The organism is Streptomyces tyrfis (assembly GCF_037034285.1).
Lineage (GTDB): Bacteria > Actinomycetota > Actinomycetes > Streptomycetales > Streptomycetaceae > Streptomyces.
In genome coordinates this window covers 1-14821 of the sequence record NZ_JBAGJZ010000018.1, presented here as the reverse complement: position 1 = coordinate 14821, position 14821 = coordinate 1, and the positions used below count along the sequence as shown (strand labels likewise).

General features: G+C 74.2%; 14 protein-coding genes. 6 read left to right on the top strand and 8 right to left on the bottom strand.

Annotated features, from left to right (window positions below; translation table 11 throughout):
• Window positions 1-48 precede the first annotated feature (48 nt).
• The 4 genes from WA762_RS16000 to WA762_RS15985 all read right to left on the bottom strand — a co-directional run bounded on the left by WA762_RS16000 (window position 49) and on the right by WA762_RS15985 (window position 3572).
• Window positions 49-1350 (bottom strand): sensor histidine kinase, encoded by a 1302-nt coding sequence (locus tag WA762_RS16000; protein WP_335936383.1) that lies wholly within the window; start codon window positions 1348-1350, stop codon window positions 49-51.
• Window positions 1347-2033: a two-component system response regulator CseB gene (gene cseB / locus WA762_RS15995; RefSeq protein ID WP_335936382.1), complete on the bottom strand. Its 687-nt coding sequence runs from the start codon at window positions 2031-2033 to the stop codon at window positions 1347-1349. Before cseB ends, WA762_RS16000 begins: the two co-directional genes overlap by 4 nt.
• Before the next feature lie 79 nt (window positions 2034-2112).
• Window positions 2113-3147: an endonuclease/exonuclease/phosphatase family protein gene (locus WA762_RS15990; protein WP_335936381.1), complete on the bottom strand. Its 1035-nt coding sequence runs from the start codon at window positions 3145-3147 to the stop codon at window positions 2113-2115.
• On the bottom strand, window positions 3144-3572 hold the full coding sequence (locus tag WA762_RS15985; RefSeq protein WP_335936380.1) for a hypothetical protein: 429 nt from the start codon (window positions 3570-3572) through the stop codon (window positions 3144-3146). Before WA762_RS15985 ends, WA762_RS15990 begins: the two co-directional genes overlap by 4 nt.
• Before the next feature lie 391 nt (window positions 3573-3963).
• On the opposite strand from WA762_RS15985, the gene WA762_RS15980 reads away from it, so the two are divergent.
• The gene (locus WA762_RS15980) at window positions 3964-4887 is read left to right on the top strand and encodes a GNAT family N-acetyltransferase (RefSeq protein WP_335936379.1); all 924 of its coding nucleotides are present in this window, start codon (window positions 3964-3966) and stop codon (window positions 4885-4887) included.
• A gap of 111 nt (window positions 4888-4998) precedes the next feature.
• On the opposite strand, the gene WA762_RS15975 is transcribed toward WA762_RS15980, so the two are convergent.
• The 3 genes from WA762_RS15975 to WA762_RS15965 form a co-directional block, all read right to left on the bottom strand.
• Complete coding sequence (locus tag WA762_RS15975; protein WP_335936378.1) at window positions 4999-5493, bottom strand: hypothetical protein; 495 nt, start codon at window positions 5491-5493, stop codon at window positions 4999-5001.
• Entirely contained in the window at window positions 5490-6941 is a 1452-nt protein-coding gene (locus WA762_RS15970; RefSeq protein ID WP_443080607.1) for an ATP-binding protein, read from the bottom strand. The genes WA762_RS15975 and WA762_RS15970 overlap by 4 nt, the downstream gene beginning before the upstream one ends.
• An 89-nt stretch (window positions 6942-7030) precedes the next feature.
• Window positions 7031-7723: a response regulator transcription factor gene (locus WA762_RS15965; protein WP_335936377.1), complete on the bottom strand. Its 693-nt coding sequence runs from the start codon at window positions 7721-7723 to the stop codon at window positions 7031-7033.
• A 298-nt stretch (window positions 7724-8021) separates the two neighbouring features.
• Here WA762_RS15965 and WA762_RS15960 point away from each other — a divergent pair, with 298 nt between their 5' ends.
• Genes WA762_RS15960 through WA762_RS15945 form a run of 4 tightly spaced genes read left to right on the top strand, consistent with a single transcriptional unit; the run spans window position 8022 to window position 11669 of the window.
• Window positions 8022-8684, top strand: a complete 663-nt coding sequence (locus WA762_RS15960) for a hypothetical protein (protein WP_335936376.1) — start codon at window positions 8022-8024, stop codon at window positions 8682-8684.
• Window positions 8681-9751: a peptidoglycan-binding protein gene (locus WA762_RS15955; RefSeq protein ID WP_443080601.1), complete on the top strand. Its 1071-nt coding sequence runs from the start codon at window positions 8681-8683 to the stop codon at window positions 9749-9751. The genes WA762_RS15960 and WA762_RS15955 overlap by 4 nt, the downstream gene beginning before the upstream one ends.
• Window positions 9748-10479 (top strand): ABC transporter ATP-binding protein, encoded by a 732-nt coding sequence (locus WA762_RS15950; protein ID WP_335936375.1) that lies wholly within the window; start codon window positions 9748-9750, stop codon window positions 10477-10479. Before WA762_RS15955 ends, WA762_RS15950 begins: the two co-directional genes overlap by 4 nt.
• On the top strand, window positions 10476-11669 hold the full coding sequence (locus WA762_RS15945) for an ABC transporter permease (RefSeq protein ID WP_335936374.1): 1194 nt from the start codon (window positions 10476-10478) through the stop codon (window positions 11667-11669). Before WA762_RS15950 ends, WA762_RS15945 begins: the two co-directional genes overlap by 4 nt.
• Window positions 11670-11752: 83 nt before the next feature.
• On the opposite strand, the gene WA762_RS15940 is transcribed toward WA762_RS15945, so the two are convergent.
• Window positions 11753-12754 carry a LacI family DNA-binding transcriptional regulator gene (locus tag WA762_RS15940; protein WP_335936373.1) on the bottom strand — a complete coding sequence of 334 codons (1002 nt, stop codon included), beginning with the start codon at window positions 12752-12754 and terminating at the stop codon, window positions 11753-11755.
• Window positions 12755-12857: 103 nt separating this feature from the next.
• Here WA762_RS15940 and WA762_RS15935 point away from each other — a divergent pair, with 103 nt between their 5' ends.
• Window positions 12858-14735: an amidohydrolase gene (locus WA762_RS15935; RefSeq protein WP_335936372.1), complete on the top strand. Its 1878-nt coding sequence runs from the start codon at window positions 12858-12860 to the stop codon at window positions 14733-14735.
• Window positions 14736-14821 lie beyond the last annotated feature (86 nt).

Sequence of the window (14821 nt, the reverse complement as noted above, 5' to 3'; positions counted from 1 at the left end):
TCCCCGACCCCGCTCACACACCCCCGCACCGCCGCGTTCCTCGTGGCGTCAGGGGTGGCCGGGGCCGGGGGCCGCCGCGACGTGCTTCAGGTCGAGCGTCGCGACGGCGCCGTGCGGGGAGGCGTTCGCGAGGGTGAGCCGCGCGCCGATCACCTGCGCCTGGCCCATGGCGATGGTCAGGCCCAGCCCGTGGCCGTGGCCCCGTTCCGCCGACCCGGTACGGAAACGCCGCGGCCCCTGGTCCAGCAGGTCCCGGGGGAAGCCGGGGCCGTGGTCACGCACGACGATCGTGGCGCCCGCGACGACGACCTCGACCGGAGGTTCCCCATGGCGGTGGGCGTTGACGATCAGGTTGGTGATGATGCGGTCGAGTCTGCGGGGATCCGTCCCGGCGACCGGCCGTCCGGTCACGGTGAGCCGCGCCTCCAGTCCCGTGCGCCGCACGGACTCCTCGGCCAGTTCGCCCAGCGGCACCGGCTGGGTGTCGGCCCGTTCCGTGCCCGTGTCGAGGCGGGAGATCTCCAGGAGGTCGTCCACCAGGGCGCGCAGGACGCGCACGCGGTCGCGGACGAGGTCGGTCGGCTCGCTCTCCGGCAGCAGGGAGGCGGAGGTGACCAGCCCCGCGATGGGCGTGCGCAGTTCATGGGCGACGTCGGCGGTGAAGCGCTGCTCGCTGTGCAGCCGGTCCCGGAGCGCGTCCGCCATGTGGTCGACCGCCGAGGAGATCTCGCCGATCTCGTCGCGGGCCGGGTCGTCGGTGCGCGCGTCCAGATCGCCGTGGCGGATGCGGCGGGCGGTGTCCGTGACGCGGCGCAGCCGCCGCAGCGGCAGTTCGGCGGCGAGCAGCGTGAGGGGCACGACGACGGCGAGCGTGGCGACGGCCGCGTAGCGCATGTGCCGGTCGAGGGCCTGGCGGCTCAGCTGATCGATGAGCATGTCCGTGCGCACGGCGATCACCGTGCCGTCGGTCCGCGTCGCCGCCCACATGGCTGCGCCCTGTGCCGGTTTGGTGGTGTCGTACCAGGTGACGGGGCCCGGCCCGGAGCCGAGCCGCTTCAGCAGCTCGTCCGGCGCCTCGTCGCCGATCAGATACGAGCCCCCCTGCGACGGGGCGTGCTCGATGCGGAATTCGGCTTCGGCCTCCTTGAGATCGCGTACCGCGGTGGCGCGGCCCAGACTCAGCGAGCGGGTCTCGGTGGAACGGTGCACCAGGATCCCGATGCCCAGGGCCATCGCGCAGGCGGCGGCGGCGACCGCGGCGGCGACCTTCCAGCGGAAGGACCTCGGATCGGCCAGGCGCCACAAGGAGCGGCGGGCCGGACCGACGGCGGGGGTCGTGGCGGTCCTCAACGGCGGAACCGGTAGCCGAAGCCGCGCACGGTGTCGATGTGGTCGGCGCCGATCTTCTTGCGCAGCCGCTGCACCGCCAGGTCGACGACCCGGCTGTCGCCGTTCCACCCGTAGTCCCAGACCTTGCGCAGCAGGGTCTGCCGTTGCAGGGCGATGCCGGGAGCGGCCACGAACTCCAGGAGGAGACGCAGTTCCGTGGGGGTGAGTCCGAGCGGTTCGCCGTCCCTGCGGACCTCCAGACCGCGCGTGTCGACGGTCAGGTTCCGGAAGACGAGCAGGCCGCTGTCCGGGCCGGACGCCCCGCCGCCGGAGACGGGAGGGCCGGCGCGGCGCAGCAGGGTGCGGATACGGGCCACCAGCTCGGCGGTGTCGACGGGCTTGACGACGTAGTCGTCGGCCCCGGCTTCAAGACCGCCGATCACATCGAGCGCGTCGCCCCGGGCCGACATCATCAGGACGGGGGCCTGACTGGTCTCACGGACCCGGCGGCACAGACCGATCCCGTCGAGGTGCGGGAGCATGACGTCCAGCAGGAGCAGATCGTGCGCCCCTTCGCGGAACATCTCCAGGCCGGTCAGCCCGTCGGCGGCGGCCGAGGTCCGGTAGCCGTACCGCTCCAGGGCCAGCCCGACGGATCTGCGGATGGCCTCGTCGTCCTCGACGAGGAGGATGTGCACGCTCACTGAGGGGTTGCCTTCCTGGTGGCCCGGCCGTCTGCCGGACCCTGTCGCAGGGCGATCGTAACCGCCGTCGTCCCGGTGTTCACAGGCGCAGGGAGGCCGCGACCGGGAGGTGGTCGCTGCCGGTGCGCGGCAGGGTCGAGGACGCCGTCGGCGTGACGCCCTTCATGAGGATCTGATCGATCCGGGCCAGCGGGAAGGCGGCCGGCCAGGTGAAGCCGAACCCCCGTCCCGCCACGCGCTGCGCCGACCGCAGCTGCCCGGTCAGGGGGCGCAGCGACGTGTCGTCCGGCGCGCCGTTGAAGTCGCCGGCCACGAGCACGCGGGGCAGCCGCTCGGCCCGTACCGCCTCGGCGAGCCTGGCGGCCGCCTCGTCGCGGCGTCCCGTGGCGAAGCCCCCTTCGAGGCTCACGCGCACGGACGCGAGATGGACGACGTACACGGCGAGCGGTCCCTTCGGGGTGTCGACGACGGCCCGCAGCGCGCGGGTCCACGGCATGATCGGAACGGGTTCCGCGTCCCGCAGCGGATAGGCGCTCCACAGCCCGACCGAGCCGCGCACCGCATGGTACGGATACGCGCCGGCCAGCGCCCTCTCGTACACGGGGGCGGCCTGCGGCGTCAGCTCCTGCAACGCCAGCAGACCGGCGCCGGACGCGGCGAGTGCGCGGGCGGTCCCGCGCGGGTCGGGGTTCGCCTCGCGGACGTTGTGGCTGACCACGGTGAGGTCCCCGCCGTCGCCGCGTCCGTCGACGAGCAGGCCGCCGAACAGGGAACACCAGGCGACCGCGGGAACCAGGACGGCGACGGCGGCGACCCGCGCGCTCCGGACGACGGCCAGGACGAGCAGAAGGGGCACGCTCAGGCCGAGCCAGGGCAGGAAGGTCTGCGCCAGGCCGACGAGATGGCCGGGTCCGGACGGCAGCCGGGCGGCGGCGAGCATGACGACCCCCGTCACCACGGCCACCGCCGCGGTCCGGCGCCCGCGCCGCGTCCCGGCCCCGCCGCCCTCCTCGCCACCGTGCCCGTGTTCGTGGCCGTGGCCGTCCTTGTGTCCGGGGCCGCGCCCCTGCGCGTGCCCGGGAGCGCTGGTCGTACGCGCGAGGCTCGTGGTCATGCCCGCACCTCTCCCCGGCCGTCGAGCACCGCGGGCAGCGCCTCGCGCACCGCCTTGATCAGCGCACCGCTCCGGTCCAGCGCCGCCTGCAGACCCGCCTCGGGCGTGGTGCCGGCCCGCTGCCCGAGGACGACGCCGAGCACCAGACGCCGCTTCGCACCGGAACCCGCCTCGGCGGCCCACATCAGACTCGCGATCGGAACCGGCCGCCGCCCGCCCTCGCTTCCGAGTCGGCCCAGCCCCTCCACCGCGATGCTCGTCTGGCCCTCGCGCGGCCACGGCAGCGAGGGCCCGAGCAGATCCATCGCCCGCGAGGACACGGACGCGGCTCCGTCCTCGTCCGCGCCGCTCCCGGCGAGGCAGCCCCCGACCCCGACGGCGATTCCGCTTCCGACGGCGATCAGCGCCGCGGCCGCAGCGCACACCCTGCCGACCCGGGACCGCCCCCGGCGGCGCACCCCCTCGGCCCCGGTACCGCGTACCTCCCGCGCACTCACCTCGCGTGCGCCCGACCCCCGCGCACTCGTCTCACGCGCACTCACCGGCGACCACCCCTCCAGGACACGTGCGCGACGGGCCGCGCACACCCCCTCACCCTCGGCGGGGAGCGCATCCGGGCAGTTGTGGCCGCGCATCAGGCGGCGCGCGGAATTGTGTCAGTCGTATGACCGACGACTTCTCCGGCCCGACCGTGGAACGACCACGGGATCCAGCAGCACACGATCGTCCCCCGGGTCCCGCGGCGCGCCTCTGCTACAGTCGCGGCGTACCGCACCTCTTGGCGGCCTCCCGAAACCCACAACTCGGAGGTTTGTCATGTCGTCCTCTCTGAAGGTGCGCTCCTTTCACCGCGACGACCGCGATCAGCTGACGGAGCTGGTCAACGCCCACATCTCAGCCGTCGTCCCCGGCCTCTCCGTGTCCGTGAACACGGTGCTGAACCAGCTGCAGCGGCGTCCCGACGAGTTCATCACCGATCCGTGGGTGGCCGAGCGCGTCACGCTCGTGGCCGAGCAGAGGCAGCACATCGCCGCCGCCGCCCACCTGCTGCGCTACCGCGCCGACGACACGACCGGGGCGGATTACCGGAACGCCGGCGTGATCGAGTGGTTCCTCTTCCGGCCCCCGGCCCCCTTCTGGCCGGACTCCGAACAGGCCGCCGACCTCCTGATGGCGGCCTGCCTCGCGCAGCTGACGCGCTGGGGGGTGTCGCGGTGCCATGCCGACGGACAGCTCCCCGCGCCCGGCATCTGCGGTCTCCCGGACCAGTGGCCGCACATCCGCGCCTCCTACGAACGGGCCGGCTTCGCACGGACCGGGCACACGGAAGTGCTGCTGATGGCCACGGTGGCCGACCTCCGGCAGGCCGTCGGGGCCGCCGCCCCGGGCCCGGTCATCCGGCGCACCCTCGGCGAGTGCGGGACCCGGTTCTCCGCCCGGCTGGGCACGGACGTGGTCGGATTCGCCGAGGTGGACACGTCTCTCGACCGGCCCGAGCGGCACGCCCGCAACGGCGGCCTGGCCGACCTGTCCGAACTCCACGTCGCCGAGCCGTACCAGGGTTCCGGGCTGGAGGAACGGCTCCTCGCGCACGTCGCGCAGTGGCTGCGGATGGCCGGGACGGACCGGTTGCTGGCGTACGCCTCCGCGGACGACGCCGAGGAGATCGAGCGGCTGAGCCGGTACGGCTTCCAGGTGCTGTCCCGTATGACGCGGGGATGGGAGCACCGGGCCGGCTGACGCTCCGCACGAGCCGGCCCGGCGCGGACGCGTGGACCGGGCAGGGCCGGGCCGGGTGCAGCGGAACGCCCGGTGCTCGTCGGGCGGCGGGCGGCCCCGGAGAACGCGCCCTCACCTGCTGAGGAACTCCGCGCACCGGTACGGGCCCAGCGCGGGGCTTCCGGACGGCCGCAGCGTGACCTCCACGTCATCGGTCCTGACGTCCGGAGCGAGCACGGACTGGGCGCGGGCCAGCGTGCACACCAGCTGACCCGTGCCCTGGTCCCGCCCCGTCCCCGCGTAGACGCCGTCGAGGCGCAGTGTCACCCGGGTCCCCGTTCCGGTCGCGGAGAAGCCGGGCAGTTCGACGAACGAGGTGAGACCGTCGGCCCGGTCGCCGGGCGGCGGCCCCAGCAGAAGCAGCTTCACCACCGCGCTGAGATTCTTGATCTCCCTGTCGCCCACGGGCACCGCGCGCAGTCCACCGGCGGACGCGAAGTACAGCCGCGCCCCGTGCGTCAGCCCGGACGCGGGTTCGCCCGCGCCCACCACCCCGGTCGGCTGGACGCCGCAGCCGGCGAGGACGATTCCCAGCGCGGCGACCACGCCCGCCGACCGGCCCCTCATCCCGTCTCCTCCTCCCCGCGCCGCAGCGGCAGCCGCAGCGTGAACACCGCGCCGCGCCGCGGCCCGTCGGCCACGTCGATCGTGCCGCCGTGCAGCCGCGCGTTCTCCAGCGCGATCGCCGTACCGAGCCCGCTGCCCTGCCCGCTGTCGTCGGCCGCGCCGCGGGTACGGGCCGTGTCCGCCTTGTAGAACCGGTCGAAGACTCGTTCCCGGGCCCCCGGCGGCAGCCCGGGGCCGCGGTCGGCGACCTCCAGCGTCACCCACTCCCCGCCGCCCCCGTCCGCCGCGCGGGCCGTTCCGAGGGTCACGGTGACCGGCGGGCCGCCGTGCCGCAGCGCGTTGCCCACCAGGTTCGCGACGATCACGTCGACGCGGCGCCGGTCCACCACCGCCCGCAGCCCCTCGGGCAGGCGCGTCTCCACCCGGTCCGTCCAGCCGCGCAGCGCGAGGGACGCCCGCACGGTGTCGGCCAGGTCCGTCTCGGACGCGTTGAGCCGTACCGCCCCGGCGTCGAAGCGGGAGATCTCCATCAGATCCTCGACCAGCCGGGACAGCCGGGCCGTCTCCGTGCCCACGGTGCGGGCCGCCCGCGCGGTGTCCGGCGGCAGCTGGTCGGCGTCCTCCTCCAGCACGGTCGCCACCATCGTCATCGCCGCGAGGGGCGTGCGCAGTTCGTGCGACACGTCCGCCACGAAGCGGCGTGCCTTCGCCTCCTGCCCCCGCAGTTCCGCGTCGGAGGCCTGGAGCGCGTCGGCGGTCTCGTTGAACGTCCGGGCCAGGTCGGCGAGTTCGTCGTGCCCGGAGACGGCGACCCGGCTGCCGAGATCTCCCCACGCGAGCTCCCGGGTGGCCCGGCCCAGCTTCCGTACCGGCCGAAGGACCGTCCTCGCGGCCAGCAGCGCCAGGACCGCCGCCAGCAGCACCACCGGCACGGTGCCCGCCCGTACGGAGTCCAGCAGGGCGGCGGTGTCGTCGCGCTCGGCCCGCAGATCCGTGATCGCGTAGACCTCCAGACCCGAGGCGCCGCGGTCCCCGTCGGCGTATGTCACGGGCATGCCCACGACCAGGTAGGGCTCGTCCCGCCACGTCACCCGCTGGAACCGGGCGCCGCCCCCGGTCGTGACGGCGGCGCGCAGTTCGACCGTGATCCGTTCCTTCGTGTCGGCGAACGAGTCGGAGACCGCGACCAGGTCCTGGTAGCGGGCGACCACGATGCGGGCGCCGAGACCGTCGGAGACCTTCGCGGCGAACCGGGACAGCGACTCCTGGTCGGGCGGCAGGTCGAAGTCGGCGGCGACCGCGGTGGCCCGCTCCCGGAGGCCGTCCACGGCGGTGTCCTGGGTGCGCCGGAGGACGGCGGTGCGGGCGTCCCGGTAGGCCAGGGCGGTCGCGGTCACCGCGCTGACGAGGGCGACGCAGACGAAGGTGACGACGAGCCGGGCGCGCAGCCCGCCCAGGGGCCGCCACGGGCGTCTCGGCGCGGCGGCGCGGCGCCCGCCCTCGCGGGGGCCCGTCCCGTCCTTCCGGTCCCCACGGTTCACAGGGGACCGAAACGGTAGCCGAAGCCCCGCACCGTCTGGATGTACCGGGGCTTGGCCGGAACCTCCTCGATCTTGGCCCGCAGCCGCCCGACCGCCGCGTCCACCAGCCGGGAGTCGCCCAGGAAGCTGTGGTCCCAGACGGATTCGAGGAGCTGCTCGCGGCTGAGGACCCGGCCCGGGGAGGCCGACAGCTCCAGCAGCAGCCGCAGTTCGGTGGGCGGAAGCGGGACGGGGGCGCCGTTCCTGGTGACGGTCAGCCCGGCGCGGTCGATCACCAGACCGGCGAGGTCGGCGCCCGGCCCCTGCCGTGCCGACGGTTCCGCGCGCCGCAGCGCGGCCCGGATACGGGCCTGCAGCACGGGCGCGGTGACGGGCTTGACGACGTAGTCGTCGGCGCCCGCCTCCAGCCCGGTCACGATGTCGTGGTCGTCGCCGCGCGCGGTCAGCATGATGACCGGCAGGGTCGCCGAGCGGGCGCGGATGCGGCGGCACACCTCGAAGCCGTCCATGCCGGGCAGCATCAGGTCCACGACGGCCAGCTCGACGCGCGCGCCCTGCTCCCCGGCCAGCAGGGCGAGCGCCTGCTCGCCGGTGGCGGCGGTGTCCACGCCGTACCCGTGCCGGCGCAGCACGAGCTCCATTCCGTCCCGTACGGACACGTCGTCCTCGATGAGCAGCACATGCGGCATGGGGCCGATTATGAGCACGCCCGGGCCCCTTCCGCCCTAGGGGGGTCTGACAATACCTGCGGCGTCGCGGGGTCCGGCACGCACGCTCGCGGCGTTGCCGAACCGCCCACGTGGCTCCGCCACGCAGACGCTCCGGCGCCTTGCGATCGCACGCACCGGCCCCCGCTCCTTCTCCCGCACTCATCCATCAGACACCCCCTAGTCCGAACGGGGACGGAGCCGCAGGTCGGGGGCATTGTTACGTTCCCATCACGTGCCCATGGACGGGCCATCACCGGCGGTGGCGAACGTGGGGTGCATGAACTTCCTCAGGACGAAACCCCGCGCCGCCGCCCGGTGGCGGACGGCCGCCCTCGTGGCAGCGCCCGTGCTCGCCCTCTGCGTCGCCTGCGGCGGCGGGGACGACAGCGCGGGCGGGACGAAGAAGAGCGACACGGTCGTCGACGTGCCCGACGCGCCGGGCACGCCGACCGGGAGCGGCGCGAAGGACGAGAAGAACCCGGGCGGCCCGGCCGCGGGCAAGAGCGCTTTCTACGACGCCCAGATGACGTACGTCCAGTGCATGCGCGCCAAGGGCGGCTACAAGGACTTCCCCGATCCCAAGCTCAGCGGATACCTCGACTGGGACAAGATCAACGAGATCGGCGCCCAGCCCGGTGCCAACGAGGGCATCAAGGGCGGCAAGGGAGGCGCCTGCGTCGACGAGTTGCGGGCCGCCATGGCGGCCGAGCCCGAGCGCGACCAGCAGAAGGACTACGAGTCGATGCTCGCGCACGCCCAGTGCATGCGGGACAACGGCGTCTCCAGGTTCACCAACCCGACCATGAGCGGCGGCAACGCCCAGCCGGGCGGCGACCCGAACCCCATGTCCCCCTCCATCGACTCGAACTCGCCGGCGTACAAGAAGGCCCGCGAGGCGTGCGAGTCGAAGCTGCTCGACGGTCTGGACGGCATGCAGTGAGGCGCCGCACCCTCTCGATCACACTCGGCGCGGTGGTCGTCGCCGCCGTCGCCGCGGGCTTCCTGCTCCCCCTCGACGGGGGCGACGCGGGCGCCTCCGGCAGGGGCGGCGACCTGCCGCCCGCCACGGCGGCCGTGGTGCGCACCGACCTCGTGCGGTCCAAGACGGTCGACGGTAAGCTCGACTTCGCGCGGCGCCGTGCGGTCAAGTCCGCGGTCGAGGGCACCGTCACGGTGGCCGCTTCCGAAGGCAAGACGCTGACCGCCGGACAGGCCCTGTACGAGCTGAACGACAAGCCCGTCACCCTGCTCTACGGACCCGTCCCGATGTTCCGCGAGATGAAGGCGGGCGACCGGGGCAGCGACGTCCTCCAACTGGAGCGCGGTCTGCGCGACCTGGGATACGGGGCGAACCTGTACGTCGACACGCGGTACGACGCGGACACCGAGGCCGCCGTCAAGCGGTGGCAGAAGTCCCTGAACCGTGACACCACCGGCAGGGTCGGCCGGGGCGACGTCGTCTTCCAGCCCGGCCCGGTCAAGGTGGTCTCCGCCGACGCGGCGCTCGCCGACCAGGTGGGCCCGGACACGCCGGTCCTGACGGTCGCCTCCACCAAGCCCGTCGTACGAGCGCAGCTCGACCAGACCGACGGCCCGCTCACCGCGCGCGGGACCCGGGTCGAGGTCACCCTGCCGAGCGGGAAGACCGTGGCCGGCAACGTGGCCGGGACGGTGCGCCCGGAGGAAACCGAAGGCGGTGGCGGCGCGCAGGAGGGCATCACCGTCGAGGTGGTCCTGGACGGCGGGGTGAAGGCCGCGTCCGGCGAGGACACCGCGGTGTCGGCGAGCGTGAAGTTCGTCAGCGAGGCGCGCAAGGGGGTCCTCGCGGTCCCCGTCGAGGCGGTCGTCGCGCTGCGGGGCGAGAACGGCGGCTACGGCCTCCAAGTGGTCCGGGGCGCGTCCTCGACGATGGTGCGGGTCGAGACGGGCATGACCGCCGACGGGCTGATCGAGGTCAGCGGCCCGGACGTGCGCGAGGGCATGAAGGTCGGAGTGGCGAAGCCATGACATCGGGCCCGGTGATCGAAGTGCGCGACGCCGCCAAGTCGTACCCCGGCGGCGTCCACGCGCTGCGCGGGGTGAACCTCACCGTCGAAGAAGGAGAACTGCTCGCCGTGGTCGGCCCGTCCGGCTCCGGCAAGTCCACGATGCTCAACATCATGGGCACCCTCGACAAGCCCACCACGGGCACCGTCCGGATCGCCGGGTACGACGTGTCCGAGCTCTCCGACTCCCGGCTCTCCTCGCTGCGCGCCCGCCACATCGGCTTCGTGTTCCAGCACTTCCACCTGGCGGCGGGACGCGACGCGGTGGACAACGTCGCCGACGGACTGCTGTACGCGGGCGTGCCGTCGAGACGACGGCGTGCGCGTGCCCGTGAGGCGCTGGCCAGGGTGGGGCTGGACCACCGCCGCGCGCATACGCCGAACGAGCTGTCCGGCGGCGAGAAACAGCGCGTCGCCATCGCCCGGGCCCTGGTCGGAGCCCCCCGGCTGCTGCTCGCGGACGAGCCGACCGGGGCGCTGGACACCGCTTCCGGCGGGATCGTCATGGAGCTGCTGCACGAGCTGAACGCGTCCGGCACCACCGTCTGCCTGATCACCCACGACAACGAGATCGCGGAGACGCTGCCGCGCCGGGTCCGGTTCAAGGACGGCGAGATCGTCGCGGACTCGCGGTCCGGCGCCGGGCGCGGCGCGGGGTCCGCCTCCCGTGAGAAAGAGGCCCGCTGGTGAAGAACGACCTCAGGCCGCCCCGCCTCTCCCTTTCCGACATCCTGCGCGTCGGCGCGCTCGGCCTTCGCGCGCGCCGTGCCCGCGTGGTGCTCTCGTCGCTGGGCATCGCCATCGGCATCGCGACCATGGTCGCGGTCGTCGGCCTGTCCGAGTCGAGCCGCGCCGACCTGATGGCCCGGCTCGACCGCCTCGGCACCAACCTCCTCACCGCCGAGGCGGGCAAGGACGCCACGGGGCAGAAGGCCGAACTCCCCAAGAACGCGGTGGCCATGGTCGAGCGCGTCGGCCCGGTGCTGCACGCCACGGCCACCGCCGACGTCGACGCCCGGATCCGCCGCAGCGACGTCGTCCCCGAGGAACGCACCGCCGGAGTCACCACGCAGGCGGCCCGCCTCGACCTGCTCTCCGCACTCGGCGGGGAGGTCGACCGGGGCGCCTGGCTGGACCCGGCCGGCGAACGCCTGCCGACGACGGTCCTCGGCGCGGTGGCGGCGGAGCGCCTGGGCATCACCCGCACCGGTGAGACGATCATGATGAACGACACTCGCGTGGTCGTGGTCGGCATCCTCAAACCGCTCGAACTGGTGCCCACCCTGGACCGGGTGGCGTTGGTCGGGTTCCCCGCCGCCGAGCGCTACTTCGGCTTCGACGGCCACCCCACCACCGTCTTCGAACGCTCCACGGACGCCTCGGTGGAGGACGTGCGGGCGGTCCTCGCCCGCACCATCAGCCCCGGCGACGAGGCGAGCGTCAAGGTCTCGCGCCCCTCGGACGCGCTGGCCGCCAAGGCCGCCACCGACGAGGGCCTGACGGCCCTGATGCTCGGCCTGGGCGCGGTGGCCCTCCTGGTGGGCGGGGTGGGCGTGGCGAACACCATGGTCATCTCCGTCCTGGAGCGTCGCCAGGAGATCGGCCTGCGCCGCTCGCTGGGCGCGACCCGCAACGCGATCCGTCTCCAGTTCCTGGCGGAGTCGCTGCTGCTGTCGGCGCTGGGCGGGGTGACCGGCGCGCTGCTGGGAGCTGCGGCGACGTACGGCTTCGCGCGGGTGCAGGGGTGGACCGCGGTGGTCCCGCCCTGGTCCCTGGCCGGCGGCCTGGCCGCCACCCTCCTGATCGGCGTCGTCGCGGGCCTCTATCCGGCGATCCGCGCCTCCCGTCTCCACCCGACGGTGGCCCTGAACGCGACGTGAGGAGGCGGCGCACGGTCCCCGGCGCCGAGGAGACCCCTCGCCCCGAGGCCCTTCCGTCCCCGACGACCGACGGGAACGGGGTGTCAGCCTCCCGGCCGGACCCGGCGCGAGGAGCGGCGGGGACGGAGGACCGCCGGGACCGTCAGGGCGCCGGGCCGTGGTGGCGGGCCGGTGGGCGACAGGCGGGAGACCAGGGCCGTCACCGCGATCTCGGCGATCGTCTCCGGGCACAGCGTCACGGTGCTCACCGACGGATCGTTCGCGGCGTAGGACTGGTCCTCGCTGGCGCAGACGAGAAGAAGGTCGTCGGGGATCCGCAGGCCGTGACGGGCCGCCGCGGCCAGGACCTGGCGGCCGCCGGGGTCGTAGACCGAGTAGACCGCGTCGCACCCGCCGGCGGCGAAAGCGGCGTCGAAGCCGTGACCCGAGGCGTCGTGCGGGTCGAAGGCGAGAACCAGCGGAGTCCGGCCGCGCTCCTGGCACCACTGCCGATGGGCGCGGGTCACGGCCCGGGTGTAGTGCTCGTCGCCGTATCCGGCGTGCAGGGCGATCCGCCGGGCGCCCGAGGCGGCCAGATGGTCGAGGACCTCGCGGGTGGTGGCGATGTGGTCGTTGTCGACCCAGATGTCCCCGGGCCTCGGATCGACGGGCCGGCCGTCGAAGACGAGCGGGATGCCCCGGGCGCGCAGCGCACGCAGCACCGGGTCGTCCTTGGGGCTGTCGAGGAGCAGCATGCCGTCCACGGCCAGGGTGTGCCAGGGCGTGTCGGCCCCGCAGGCGGCGGGGAGAACCGTCAGGGCGTAGCCGTGGGCGTGCGCGGTGGCGGTGGCGACAGTGAGCAGCCGCGCGAAGTACGGGACGTCGAGGAAGTTCCAGGCCGATCCGGCATAGGTGGTGACGGCCACGCCCAGGATCTTCCCGGCCCGCGGGGTTCGCCGCGAGCCGTAGCCGAGCGCGGTGGCCACCTCGCGGACCCGGCGGCGCGTGGAGTCGGAGAGCCTGCCCGTTCCGTTGAGGGCGTGCGAGACGGTGGCGGTGGAGACCTCTGCGGCGCGTGCCACATCCACGAGAGTTGGCCCTGACATGGCGTCATCCTACGGATTCCGTCGTCCGGGAGGGGTTCTGGTTACGACGTTGATCAAAGAGGGTCCGGCCACAGCGAAAAGCAGCCCAACCCCTGGAGTGGTCATGACTTCCTCTCTCGCCCGGCGGTCCGTACTGGCCGCGGGCGCGGCCGGACTCGTGGGTGCGGCGGCCGGCCCGGCGGCCGCCGCGCACCGGAGTGCCGCGGCCCTCGTCGTCCACAACGCACGGGTGTTCACCGGACTCCCCGGCGCCCGCCCCGCCGAGGCCGTGGCCGTCGGGCACGACGGCCGGATCCTCGCCACCGGCCGCGGCCGCGACCTGCGCCGTCTCGCCGGACGGGGCACCGAGGTCGTCGACGCGCACGGGGCGACCGTGATGAGCGGCGTCCACGACGGCCATGTGCACCCGCTCTCCGCGGGCGAGCGCTCACTGCGCCCCTCCCTGGAGGGCGCCGAGACGACCGCCGACGAACTCCTCGCGATCCTCACCGGTTTCCTCCAGGACACGCCGGGCCAGGAGCCCGACGGCTGGCTGGTGGTCTCGGACTGGAACCCGATCGGGCTGCTGCCGCACGGCACCCTCCCGCACCACTCCCTGCTCGACGCCCTTCCCACGCGCCGCCCGGTCGCGCTCGTCGGGGGCGACGGACACAACATCTGGGTCAACGCCCGCGCCCTGGAGATCGCCGGCATCACCGCGGCGACCCCCGATCCGGTGGGGGGAAAGATCGTGAAGGGGCCGGACGGCCGGCCCAGCGGGGTACTCAAGGACGACGCCCAGCCACTGGTGACCCGTCACATTCCTGAGCCCGGCGAGGCCGAATTGGTCTCCGCCTGCTCCCGGGTTCTCGCCCAGGCAGCGGCCTGCGGGGTGACCACCATGATGGACGCGCTCGTCGGGCACGGCGAGCTGGCGCTCTACCAGGCCCTGGCGAACGCGGGGGCACTGCCGCAGCGGATCGTGCCCGCGATCAGGATCGACTCGGACCTGGCCAAGGACCCGGAGGCAGCCCTCGCCCATGCGCGCGGGCTGCGGCGCTCCTTCGGGAACGTTCCCGGGCTGCGGTTCGGAACGGTCAAGGTGTTCCTCGACGGAGTGATCGAGTACCCGGCGCAGACGGCGGCGCTCCTGACGCCGTATCTGGACGGTTCGGGGAACCCGACCGACAACCGCGGTGAGCTGTACGTTTCCGGAGAGGACTACGGGCGGCTGACCGCCGTGCTCAACCGGGCCGGCTGGCGCATGCACGCGCATGGGCTCGGCGACCGCGCGGTGCGCACGGCGCTCGACGGGTACGCGTACGCCCGGCGCGCGACCGGGCTGCGCGGCGCCCGGAACACCATCGCCCACCTCCAGCTGGTGGACCCGGCGGACCTGCGGCGGTTCGCCGCGCTGGACGTGGTGGCGTGCATGCAGCTCCAGTGGGCCGCACAGGACACCTGGACGATGGAGGCGCTCCTGCCGTACATCGGGCCCGAGCGGCACCGGTGGATGTACCCCGCCCGCTCCCTGGAGCGGCACGGGGCGCGGCTCTCGGGCGGCTCGGACTGGCCGGTGGACCCGCTCCAGGTGTGGAACCAGATCCGTACGGCGATCGACCGCACGGGCGCGGAGGGCGAGGGGCCGCTGTACCGGGAGTCGGAGGGGCTCAGCCGCACGTCGGCGCTGCGCATGCACACGCACGGCACGGCATGGCAGCTGGGCATGGACCGGCTCACGGGAACCGTCCGCCCCGGGCTGGCGGCGGATCTGATCGTCCTCGACCGTGACGTGACGCAATGCCCCGTGGCCGACATCAGCGACACCCGTGTCCAGCTGACCCTGGTGGGCGGCCGGGTCGTTCATGACGCGCACTCGTCGGCGGGACGGGCCGCGGTCGCGCGGCTCGACCGGGCCACCGCCGCGCCGCGCCCGGCGGCGTACGCGGCGGTGCACGGCGGACGGCACCGGGCCTGCGGCCATGGCGGCGACCGGCCGTAGCGGTTCGCCCCCCCGCCCCCGCACGGCAGCCTCCGGTCCGGCGATCGCCGCACACCGGCCGCGGGGGGCCGGACCACCCGCCCGCG